This is a genomic window from Waterburya sp. (assembly GCF_058530065.1).
The window spans coordinates 1-11,736 of record NZ_JBZNBU010000095.1 but is presented as its reverse complement, the minus strand read 5'-3'; the positions used below and the strand labels follow the sequence as shown (position 1 = coordinate 11,736).

Here is an 11,736-nt window from a genome sequence, read left to right as displayed (position 1 = left end):
TTGCCATATATCCCCTAAAACCAAAAGCACAAGACACTGAGTATCTTAAGAGTGTCTGGGAAACTATTAGCTATATTAGTTGTCCCTATTCGTTCAATTTTCATATGCACACTCAAGCTTCTGATGGTAAGTTAACACCATCTGCTTTAATGGAGCAAGCAATTGAAATTGGACTCCAAGGTTTTGCTATTACCGACCATCATACTGTCAACGGCTATCGAGAGGCAGAATTATATCTATCCCAACTAAGCGAGCAAAACACGGTTAGCAGCTTACCTCACCTTTGGACTGGAGTAGAGATTACTTCTAGGCTATTGGAAGTTGAAGTTCATATCTTGGGTTATGGATTCGATCCCGAACATCCTGCTCTCGAAATATATTTTCAGGGGAATAAACCCCAAGGGAAAGATGCTGATGCTAAAAAGGTCATCGATAGCATTCACGTAGCAGGGGGCTTAGTTGTTTTGGCTCATCCCGAACGTTACCGTCGTTCGGGAAATCAATTGATTCCTCTGGCAGCAGATTTGGGTGTTGACGGAGTAGAAACCTATTATGCTTACAATAATCCTAAAATTTGGAAACCCAGCCCCAAACAAACCCAAAAAGTTGAAAAATTAGCCAGCAAATATGGTCTTTACAGTACTTGTGGTACTGATACTCATGGATTAAGTTTGCTTCAACGTATTTGATCGCTATAGGTCAAGCTTGCGAGGGGTTAGGTAGTAGTTAGAATTAAAATATGTCTCCCGATCCCATTCGCTTAGAAATATTTAATAACCTATATCAATTTGTTGCCGAACAAATGGGGATTGTATTGCAAAATACAGCCACCTCGGTCAACATTAAAGAAAGACTAGATTTCTCCTGTGCCATTTTCGATCGCTTTGGTTTGTTAGTCGCCAATGCACCTCATATACCCGTTCACCTTGGTTCGATGAGTGCTAGTGTTACTAGTTTGATCGAAGATAAAAAAGATGAAATATTACCAGGCAATGTTTATCTCTCCAATAATCCCTACAATGGAGGAACTCATTTACCAGATACAACAGTTATTACTCCTGTTTTTAGCGATCGCAATTCCGATTCTCCCATCTTTTATGTGGCATCTCGCGGGCATCAAGCAGATATTGGCGGTATAACTCCTGGTTCGATGCCCCCTCACAGTCAAACTATAGAAGAAGAAGGTATTTTATTTGATAATTTTTTGTTAGTCAAAGAAGGAATATTCCAAGAAACTGCTGTTAGGGAAAAACTACAAGATAGTCAGTATCCCGCCCGCAACCAGTCAGTAAACATAGCTGATTTTCAAGCACAAATAGCAGCTAATAACCGAGGAGTGCAAGAACTCTTAAGAACCGTAAAACGCTATGGTTTAGAGACAGTTCTAGCTTATATGCAATTCGTGCAAGACAATGCAGCCAGAGCAGTAGAAGAAGCTCTCTTATCTTTAAAAGATGGCGAGTTTAGTTGCACTATGGATAATGGGGCTACTATCAAAGTTAAGATAGCGATCAATCGCCAAAATCGCACAGCAACAATAGATTTTACAGGCACTTCCAGTCAATTAAAAAATAATTTTAATGCTCCTACTGCGGTATGTCAGGCAGTAATTTTATATGTTTTTCGTACTCTCGTAAAAGATACTATTCCTCTCAATGCTGGTTGCTTAAAACCTTTGAAAATTATTATTCCCCCTGGCTGTATGCTCAATCCCAACTATCCTGCAGCAGTAGTAGCTGGTAATGTCGAGACTTCCCAAAATATTACCGATTGTCTCTATGGCGCACTGGGTATCATGGCAGCTTCTCAAGGAACGATGAATAACTTTACTTTTGGTAACGACAAGTATCAATATTATGAAACCATTTGCGGTGGTTCGGGTGCGGGAGCAAATTTTAACGGCACGGATGCCGTACAAACCCAAATGACCAATTCTCGGCTTACCGATCCTGAAATTTTAGAGTTGCGTTTTCCTGTAATTTTAGAAGAATTTAGTATTCGTCAAAATAGTGGAGGCATGGGTATCAACCGAGGTGGCAACGGTACGGTAAGAAAAATTCGTTTTCTAGAACCAATGACTGCGGGCATTTTATCCAATCGTCGTCGAGTGAAACCTTTTGGTCTGGCAGGGGGAGAGTCGGGAAAAGCTGGTAATAATTATCTTCAAACTTCCAACAACACTATTAGAAAATTAGACAGCCAAGCTACAGTCGAAATTAATACTAACGATACTTTTGCGATCGAAACTCCTGGGGGTGGTGGCTATGGAAAAAAAGAGTAGATTAAAAATTAAATTATGAAATTTTGTTTTTTTCTAATTTGATTTTAAGGTTTCAGTAATATTTTGATTGCTAGAGTATTGCAGTATTCTCTGAAAGACAGTTTCATATGTAAGACTATAAATCTGAATATTTTAGATCTAAACTGTTTTTTATCGAGTTATTGAGTACCCTAATAACAAGATTGTATTTTATAGTAATCTACTGTCTTGACTGATTGGTCGTAGTACCAAGCCTAGAAAATTTATTTAAGTAGAAATCTAGTATTAATGAAATTTAAGTATTTAGCAACTGTTGCAGCAGCCTCGATTATCTCTTTAGGATTAGTAGGAAGTCCTAATTATTTTAGTAGTGTCAATGCCTCTCCCTGTGCGGGGGCAAATCCTTGCGCTGGTATAGATCCCTGTGCGGGAGTAAATCCTTGCGCTGGTATAGATCCCTGTGCGGGAGTAAATCCTTGTGCTGGTATAGATCCCTGCGCTGGTGTTGACCCTTGTGCTGGTGTTGACCCCTGTGCTGCTGCTGCTGATGCTGTATCCCCAGTGTATATAGAATCTTCTAGCGGGTTGGCAATTCGAGGTACAGATCCCGTAGCTTACTTTACTGAAGAAGAAGTTGTTGAAGGAAGTAGCGATTACGAAACTGAGTGGAATGGGGCAATTTGGAGATTTGCTAGCGCGGAAAATCAAGAGCTATTTGAAGAAGATCCCGAAGCTTATGCCCCTCAATATGGAGGTTACTGTGCTAAAGCTCTAAGTGAAGGTAATGTCGTGTCTACAGATCCTGAAGCTTGGTCGATTGTGGACGAGAAACTATATCTTAACTTCAGCCCCGCAGTACAAGATCAGTGGCTGGAAGATATTGATGGCAATATTGAAAAAGCAGATGAAAATTGGCCTGATGTCTTGGTAGAAGCAAAAATATTTGAAAATCAATTGTAAATAACAGTAATTCAATTAATGCTGGCAGGGAAGGACAAAAGGATATCGTACTCCTTAAGTTCCTTCCTTTTTTTTGCCTGGTTAATTTACTGTGGTTGAGAATTAAAACAACAGTAATGACCTTGACTTTACTAGACGACTGGTCTACTATAAACTTATGAAAGTTACCAACAAACGCAATGAACTGATTCAAGTAGGCAGCCAAATTGTCGTTCGACAAGGATTTAAAGCAGCAAGTATTAATGAGATACTAACTACTGCTGGCGTACCAAAAGGTTCTTTTTACTATTACTTTTCTAGTAAAGAGGATTTTGGATTAGCTCTCATTGATGAGTTTGCTCAGCGTTATCAAAATAAGCTCAACCAGCTTTTGGGCAATGAAAAATTGTCTCCCTTAAAAAGATTGCGCGACTACTTTAAATCGGGCATCGCAGATATGGAAAAATCTCAATGTTCTCATGGCTGTTTGATGGGCAATCTCGCTCAAGAATTATCGGCTCAAAACGAATTATTCCGCGATCGCCTGAGCCAAGTATTTAGCGATTGGGAAGCTAGTTTCCTGAAATGTCTTCAAGCAGCAGAGCAAGCAGGAGAAATTCCTCAAGATCTGGATTTAATCAATTTAGCAAGATTTATTTTGTCTGGTTGGGAGGGAGCTATTTTGCAAGCCAAAGTTACCAAGTCTGTCGCACCAATGGAAAACTTTATCGAGATTGTTTTCGGGCAAATCCTAACTAGCGATCGATAACTGCTAGTAACGCAACCAAAATCTAGATATAAATCTGTCTTTTGATAGTAGACCAGTCAACTAGTAACAATAATAATTAGCAAATAATCTAATAATCATGACTAAAGTACCTCAACTTCTCAGTCCCTTAGAAGGAAAATTAGCCCTTAAAAATCGGGTCGTTTTAGCTCCCATGACTCGTGGTCGTGCCAGTGCCAATAGAATTCCCAATGCTATGATGGCAGAATATTATGCCCAACGTTCGGGAGCGGGTTTAATTATTACCGAGGCAACATCTATATCTTTACAAGGCAATGGCTGGGTCAATGCCCCAGGAATCTACACCGACGAACAAACGACAGGTTGGAAACAAGTAGTCGAAGCAGTACATCAAAAGGGCGCGAAAATCTTTTTACAACTGTGGCATACAGGTAGAGCTTCTCATAGTAGTTTTCAGCCCAATAATGCTTTACCCGTCGCCCCTAGTGCGATCGCCATTCAAGGAGGAGAAGCCCATACTCCCGAAGGGAAACAACCCTATGAAACCCCTAGAGCTTTAAATACGGAAGAAATCCCCCAGATTGTCGAAGATTATCGTCAAGCTGCCCTGAGAGCCAAACAAGCGGGATTCGACGGAGTAGAAATACACGGAGCAAATGGCTATCTAATCGACGAATTTATACAGTCTAAGACTAACCACAGAACCGATAAATATGGTGGCAGTATCGAAAATCGCTATCGCTTTCTGAAAGAAATTGTTGAAGCTATATTAACCGTGTGGGATGCTGCGGGAGTTGGTGTCAGACTATCCCCCAATGGAGTATTTAACGATATGGGTTCGCCAGACTATCGAGAAACATTCACTTACGTCATTCAACAATTAAATAGTTATGGATTGGCATACCTACATGTATTAGATGGATTGGGGTTTGGCTTTCACGAACAGGGAGAACCAATGACTCTAGCAGAAATAAAAAATATATATCGAGGAGTCTTAATGGGCAACTGCGGTTACGATCGCCATCAAGCAGAAGAAGCAATCGTTAAAGGGGATGGAGATCTAATTGCTTTTGGTAGACCTTATATCAGCAATCCAGACTTAGTAGAGCGTTTTGCTCACAATTGGGAATTAAGCCCTGATGCTGAAGTTTCCACCTGGTATTCTAACCAGCCCACAGCCAAAGGTTATATTGATTTTCCTACCTATCAATTGTCTAACTGATAACTCTCTAACTCGTGCTTTCCCTAGAGAAAAAGTCTGGTCTTGAGTGACAGGGGTGGCAAGGATAACTAAGCATAAAAGACTTCAAAAGCGCGACACAAGTTCGCGCTTCAGTCTTCCCCAATCGATGCTTCGAGTATATAGAAACCATCTAAAAACCTTCTGGGCTGACCTCTGTACGGACGTTTCATGAAACGATGAGACCCCGCGCCGCCGATATGCGGAGCGGTATCCTTTAGGACAGGCGCAAGGGAACGCTCATCGGAGTCCCTACCTGACCTCTGACCTCTGACCTCTGACCTCTGACCTCTGACCTCTAACCTCTAACCTTAAAGCCATTTAATCGTGAGAAAATTAATTGGAATGATTATAACTATGGTAGATTCATTAAAAACGAGCGTAATGCTTGTCTTACTTGTTTAAATTCCGATTCAGCACTAGACAATAGGGCTGGAGTATTATTAAGTTTCTTATCTTTGCCTAATTGTTCCAATTCTTCGCATAGTTGAGCTAAATGAATTGCCCCTAAATTAGCACTACTAGACTTCATACTATGGGCTGCTTCATTAATTATCTTGGCATTTTCGATTTTAATTGCTTCGGCGATCGCTTTTAATCTAATTTCAGTATCTTGAAGATAACTTTCAATCATCTCTGCCAACAGTAAACTAGCTTCTTCTCCCGCCATTTCACTAATTGATTCCAACACTGCAAAATCGATCGCTTTGGTCTCTCGATCGCTTTCCCAATCTTCCAGTCCCGTCTTCGCGGGATAATATCTCTCCGTCTCCTTACATCGACTCAAAGCTTCCCTTAATTCTTCAACGCGGATGGGTTTGCTGACATAATCATCCATCCCAACAGCAAGACATTTTTCGCGATCGCCAATTGTGGCATTAGCAGTCATGGCAATTATACGAGGGCGAAATTCTGGCGAAAATTCTTCATGAATTACTTTAGTAGCAGTTAATCCATCCATTTCGGGCATTTGGATATCCATCAATACCACATCGTAAAACTGACGACGCAAAGCGGTTAATACTTCGATGCCATTTTGAGCTACATCGGCACGATAGCCCATTTGTTGCAAAATTAGTAGGGCTACTTTTTGATTGACGGCGATATCTTCAGCAAGCAAAATATTGAGTGGTAATTTTGTAGCTAAATTGGCATTGAGGAAAGAAGTATCGGTACTTTTTACTTTGATGGGAGTATCGGCGATCGCTTTTAAAACTATTTGATATAGTTGAGATTGGGCGATCGGTTTGTGGATGATGGCAGCAAAATTAAGATCTTGAGCTTGTTTGACAATCTCGTGCTTGCTCATAGAGCTTAACATTATTAACGGTAGATGGAGATATTGAGACTGTTGGCGAATTTTTCTGGAAAGGGTTAAGCCATTCATTCTAGGCATTTGCATATCTAGAATAGCTAAATCTAATTTAATCTTGTTAGAGATAATTTCTAAAGCTTTTTCCCCAGATTCTGCCTCATAAGCTATCATTCCCCAAGATTGAGCCTGTAGAGTTAATATTTTACGATTAGTAGCGTTATCATCTACTATTAAGATATGTTTGTCTTGTAAATGCTTTGAGGGAGTTTCTTCGTTACTATCTTCGGTAATAGTGGCAGAGATAGTAAAGTAAAAAGTCGATCCGACTCCTGGCTGGCTTTCTACCCACATTTTCCCCCCCATCATATTCGCTAGCTTTTGGCTAATTGCCAAACCTAATCCCGTACCGCCATACTGTCTGGTAGTGGAAGCATCTACTTGACTGAAGGATTTAAACAAACGATCTAAACGATCTGCGGGAATTCCAATTCCTGTGTCTTTGACAGCAAATTCAATTTGACATACCTCAGGGCGATCTAAATTATTAGTTTTAAAAATAATTGATTCTTCACTAGAAATATATCGATCTAGGGCTTGCCCTCTAACATAAACTACTATTTCCCCTTCTTCAGTAAATTTAACTGCATTACTTAATAAATTGACTAATATTTGTCGCAAACGGGTAATGTCTCCAATTATATTTTTAGGAGTATCTGGTTCGATTGTATATGCTAGTTCTAGTTGTTTCTTTTCTGCTAAAGGTGCAATCAAACTCAGTGCCGATTCAATACATTTATTTAAAGAGAAAGGTTGGGTTTCAAATTCTAATTTGCCCGCTTCAATTTTGGAGAAGTCGAGAATATCATTAATCAGAGTTAGTAAAGCATCACCACTATTGCGAATAGTATTAACAAAATCTTTTTGTTGGTTATCTAAATTGGTATTGAGCAATAAACCAGTCATCCCAATTACAGCATTCATAGGAGTACGAATTTCATGGCTCATGGTAGCTAAGAACTCACTTTTAGCTTTGTTTGCAGCTTCGGCATCATTTTTAGCTCGATCTAGCTTGGAACGAGATTTATAGCGTTCTATCTCCCTACCGATCCATTCTGCCATTAACTGAATGAATTCAATTTGTAATGGTTTAAAAGATATTTTATGAGGAATGGTACTAGAAAAGTCTAAGGTACCGTAAATTTCTCCTCCTACCATTACTGTTGTACCTAAATATGCAGCAATATTAGTATCTAAATAACAAGGATGTTCTTGAATATTAGTTTGGTTTTTAATAAAATTTACAGGTTGATTATTAATGATAGTTTCTTCGCAGCAAGTAGCTTCCAAACTAAAAAAGTCGCCTATTTTTAGATCCAGATTTAACTCGGGAGAAAAACTAACTCCAACAATTTTATAAACATCTCGATCTATTTTACTGAGAATTCCCAATTCTAAATTAAATTGTTCGCAACCCATCGTCAAAATACGCTCTATTCTTTTAGAAAAACCAACGTTTTGTTGGGCTGTCAGCTGATATAAACTTTTAATAGCCGCTTCGCGATCTCGTAACTCTTGTTCGTTATACTTTTGTTGAGTAATATCTCGCTCCACCGCAACAAAATGAGTATAATTTCCTTTACGATCGGCAATAGGAACTATATTTAACTCTACCCAATATTCCTGTTGATTTTTACCATAATTAATTATTTCAGTCTCAACAGGAAGATAGTTTAAAAGAGATTCTTTAATTTCCTGTAACTTTTTCTTATCGGTTTTTGGACCCTGAAAAATACGCGGAGTTTTACCAATTACTTCTGTGGAAGTATAACCAGTAATTTTAGTAAAAGCTTCGTTAACATAAACAATTTTAGGCTGTTCTGGTGCTTCTAAAGATTTAGCTTCGGTAATGACGATCGCATCGTTAGCATTGACGACCACTGACTCTAATAACCTTAATTTCTCATCGGCTTGTTGTCGTTCGGTAATATCGCGTAAATTTAAAACAATGCCATTAATTTGAGGATCTTCTAAAAGATTATTAGCGATCGCTTCTATGGGCAGCCAAGAGCTATTTTGATGGCGAAAAGAGAGTTCTATTGGAATAGAAATTCCTGTGTTTTTAGAGGCTTGATTGAGAAAATCCTTTAAGCTAAAATGTAACTCGCGATCGATCAAATCTAAAATATTATGTCCGATAATTGTGTTAGTTTGATAGCCAAGAATAGCTAAGGCTGAAGGACTAACATAAGTAATTAGATGCTGTTTATTTAAAATCAAAATAACATCGGAAGCTTGTTCGATTAAAGCACGATAGTAAGCTTCGCTCTTTTTTATTGCTATTTGGGCTTGCTGGAGTTGTTTTTCTCTTTCTAAAACTGCTTGACTCATTTGCTGAAAAGCCCTTGCCAGTTGTCCTGGTTCATCATTTCTATTGGTTAAAGAAATAATAGTTGTTGATAAGTTTAAGGTATCATTATTATTAAGGTTTTGAGCATAGCGAGTCAGTTTTTTTAAAGGTTTGATTACTGCTCGATTGAGTAATACATTAATTAAATAAATAACTAAGGTAAAAATAACCATAAAAATACTAACTGCTAATAACCAATATTGTTGTCCCTTAAGGAATACTTCATTAGCAGGAATATAAATAGTTTGGGCAGCTACTATCTCATTTAATTGCCAGCCAAAGCCATTTTTTGTACCGTAAGTTTTAAGCATACTAAGGGGTGCTTGTTGGGGATCTCCATGACATTGCAAGCAGCTTTCTTTTTTAATTGCCAACGGACGAGAAATATAAAATAACTTTTCTCCATTGCCCTCGTAATATCCCGTCTTTTTTGCTAAGTTTGGATTGCGCCTAAATTCTTCTACTAATTTGGTTTCAAAGATATCAGATCGATCCCTAGAATTGGTAGGATTTATAGCTGCTTCTTTGTATAAAAAATCTTGGTATGCTGGACGTTGACGAAAATTTTCAAATACTTCTCTAGCAGCATAGGCAGGAACGGTTTCTGAAATAAATTTCTCTTGAGATAGCAAGCGATCGGCTAATAAAGGTTTAATATTATTACTAGTATAGTTACGTACTGAATTCATAGTTTGAGTCAGAATTTCAGCCCTAGCTGTTACTTCCTCTTCAGCCCGATTCTGCATGGCAGACGATAAAGCAACTCCACTTACTACACTACCTAAAATAAAAATTAATAATAATAAAGTGTTAAATTTATTTCCTAGCTTCAATCCATTCATTGTTTTATTACAGCCAAGATAGTTGTTTATCTACGGATATTGATAATTATTAAATCTGCCGTATTCTAACTCATTTTTTTGAAAATGTGGACGATTAGTAATTAAGAATAGAAAATAGAATTCAAAAGTAATTAATATCGATAATCCGCAAATAATAGGTAAACTAAATTACATTTAAAATGAATCTTAATTGTGAATCAAAATCCCCTCTAATTTTAGTTGCAGATGATGATAAATCTACTAGAATATTACTCCGTTTAATTCTTAAAAAAGAAGGTTATCGAATTATAGAAGTAGAAAACGGAGAAGAATGTTTGATTGCTTGGCAAAAACATCAACCAGATATGATTCTATTAGATGCAATGATGCCCATAATGAATGGTTTTGATTGTTGTGAAAAACTCAATCAAATAGAAGGTAAAGAGTTAAAAATCCCCGTATTAATGATTACGGGATTAAACGATAAAGAATCCGTCGATCGAGCCTTTACAGTGGGAGCAATAGACTATATTACTAAACCCATTCATCCCCCTGTATTATGTCAGCGTTTGGCTAGAATTCTCAAAGCAGCAAAAGCTGAAATCGCACTAAAAGCTAGCGAAGCGAAATTACAAGAACAAAATCAAAAATTACAAGGAGAATTAGATCGAGCTGGAGACTACGTGCGATCGCTTTTACCCAAACCTTTAACCGAGAAAATTGTGATCGAACATCACTTTTCCCCTTCTGCACAATTAGGAGGAGATATCTTCGATTATTACTGGTTAGACAGTTCCCATTTAGTAGTCTATTTAGTAGATGTAGCAGGACATGGAGTACAATCGGCTTTACTATCAATTTCTATTTTAAATATTTTGCGATCGCAGTCTCTTTACAACACAGATTTTTACGAACCTTGGACGGTTTTAACGGGATTAAATCACATTTTTCAAATGAATGAAGCAGGGGATAATTATTTCACTATTTGGTATGGGGTAATTAATCTCAAAGATCGGGAAATTGCCTATGCTTCGGCAGGACATCCTCCTGGTCTAATTATTAATACTGCTCGCTCTCAAACTGAATATTTAGATAATGATAATATACCTATTGGTATGCTAGATGAATACCCTTTTGAACAAGATACTTATTTTCTCAAAAATGATGATTACCTCTATGTTTTGAGCGACGGAGTATATGAAGTTCCCCAAAATAACGAGCAACTTTGGGGAATAGATAATTTAGTAAAGTTAATTGCCAAAAATCAAGAACGAAATGATTTTAATTTATTTAAAGTGTGGCAGTTTATTAAAAATAAACATCAAAATCAAATCCTAGATGATGACTTTTCTTTATTAAAGATAAAACTCCAAAACTAAACCCTAATACTGTGTTTTGCCTCAAATTCTGCACGATCCTGATAAACATTAAAAATACGATCCATTCTCGATAGTTCAAAAATTATTCTCACCTGATCGCTCAACGAACAAAGAGTTAATTCCCCTTTAGCTGTCTTAACAGCTTTTAAAGTAGCTACCAATGCTCCCATTCCCGAACTATTCATAAAGCTAACATCTGTTAGATCGACTAAAATCGACTTGACACCGCGATCGATTAAATCTAGAATCTCGCGACGTAGATTGTTAGCATTAACACTATCCAAAATACCTTCAGCTTCAATAATTTCTACAACATTATCCATACAAGTTACTCCCGCTGACTACAAAGTTATTAAATAGTCAGTCATAATTTAAGACTTATCAATTTAAGGATTCCCATTTTCAGCCAAAATTACAACTTTCTCTGTTGATTTTGCCCGAACGGGATCGACTAGCAGAAAGAAGAAAAGAATGCGTTCGAGATTGCATAGATATTTATTAATCCCAACTAAAGTTAAGATATGCGTGATTTTACTGATGACGAAAACACTTAGGAGATTTACTGTAGAAGCGCGTTAAATTTGTTGCTAATAATAACGCCTTCAAAAATTGTAGGACTGTGATGTT

The 11,736-nt window shown here is 37.7% G+C and carries 8 protein-coding genes; 6 read left to right on the top strand and 2 right to left on the bottom strand.

All coding sequences use genetic code 11. The features are described from left to right. Window positions 1–5 precede the first annotated feature (5 nt). From AC33VI_RS06385 to AC33VI_RS06365, 5 genes are all read left to right on the top strand, one after another. Window positions 6–689, top strand: coding sequence for a PHP domain-containing protein (locus AC33VI_RS06385; RefSeq protein WP_491781431.1), 684 nt, complete (start codon window positions 6–8; stop codon window positions 687–689). 50 nt (window positions 690–739) lie between these two features. Next, window positions 740–2,281 carry a hydantoinase B/oxoprolinase family protein gene (locus AC33VI_RS06380; protein ID WP_491781430.1) on the top strand — a complete coding sequence of 514 codons (1,542 nt, stop codon included), beginning with the start codon at window positions 740–742 and terminating at the stop codon, window positions 2,279–2,281. A gap of 267 nt (window positions 2,282–2,548) precedes the next feature. Then, window positions 2,549–3,220, top strand: coding sequence for a YHS domain-containing (seleno)protein (locus AC33VI_RS06375; protein WP_491781429.1), 672 nt, complete (start codon window positions 2,549–2,551; stop codon window positions 3,218–3,220). Between the two features lie 157 nt (window positions 3,221–3,377). Continuing rightward, window positions 3,378–3,968, top strand: coding sequence for a TetR/AcrR family transcriptional regulator (locus tag AC33VI_RS06370; protein WP_491781428.1), 591 nt, complete (start codon window positions 3,378–3,380; stop codon window positions 3,966–3,968). A gap of 97 nt (window positions 3,969–4,065) precedes the next feature. Further along, a complete protein-coding gene (locus AC33VI_RS06365) occupies window positions 4,066–5,169 on the top strand; it encodes an alkene reductase (protein ID WP_491781427.1) in 1,104 nt (367 codons plus the stop codon). Between the two features lie 373 nt (window positions 5,170–5,542). On the opposite strand, the gene AC33VI_RS06360 is transcribed toward AC33VI_RS06365, so the two are convergent. Continuing rightward, complete coding sequence (locus AC33VI_RS06360; RefSeq protein ID WP_491781426.1) at window positions 5,543–9,751, bottom strand: response regulator; 4,209 nt, start codon at window positions 9,749–9,751, stop codon at window positions 5,543–5,545. Window positions 9,752–9,930: 179 nt separating this feature from the next. On the opposite strand from AC33VI_RS06360, the gene AC33VI_RS06355 reads away from it, so the two are divergent. Beyond that, window positions 9,931–11,109 carry a SpoIIE family protein phosphatase gene (locus AC33VI_RS06355; RefSeq protein WP_491781425.1) on the top strand — a complete coding sequence of 393 codons (1,179 nt, stop codon included), beginning with the start codon at window positions 9,931–9,933 and terminating at the stop codon, window positions 11,107–11,109. Here the strand turns inward: AC33VI_RS06355 and AC33VI_RS06350 are convergent. After that, a complete protein-coding gene (locus AC33VI_RS06350) occupies window positions 11,106–11,432 on the bottom strand; it encodes an STAS domain-containing protein (RefSeq protein ID WP_491781424.1) in 327 nt (108 codons plus the stop codon). The genes AC33VI_RS06355 and AC33VI_RS06350 overlap by 4 nt on opposite strands. Window positions 11,433–11,736 lie beyond the last annotated feature (304 nt).

Coding starts and splice junctions, on each gene's coding strand:
- AC33VI_RS06350 (WP_491781424.1), bottom strand. CDS start 11,432: ATGGATAATGTTGTAGAAATTATTGAAGCTGAAGGTATTTTGGATAGT.
- AC33VI_RS06355 (WP_491781425.1), top strand. CDS start 9,931: ATGAATCTTAATTGTGAATCAAAATCCCCTCTAATTTTAGTTGCAGAT.
- AC33VI_RS06380 (WP_491781430.1), top strand. CDS start 740: ATGTCTCCCGATCCCATTCGCTTAGAAATATTTAATAACCTATATCAA.
- AC33VI_RS06360 (WP_491781426.1), bottom strand. CDS start 9,751: ATGAATGGATTGAAGCTAGGAAATAAATTTAACACTTTATTATTATTA.
- AC33VI_RS06370 (WP_491781428.1), top strand. CDS start 3,378: ATGAAAGTTACCAACAAACGCAATGAACTGATTCAAGTAGGCAGCCAA.
- AC33VI_RS06375 (WP_491781429.1), top strand. CDS start 2,549: ATGAAATTTAAGTATTTAGCAACTGTTGCAGCAGCCTCGATTATCTCT.
- AC33VI_RS06365 (WP_491781427.1), top strand. CDS start 4,066: ATGACTAAAGTACCTCAACTTCTCAGTCCCTTAGAAGGAAAATTAGCC.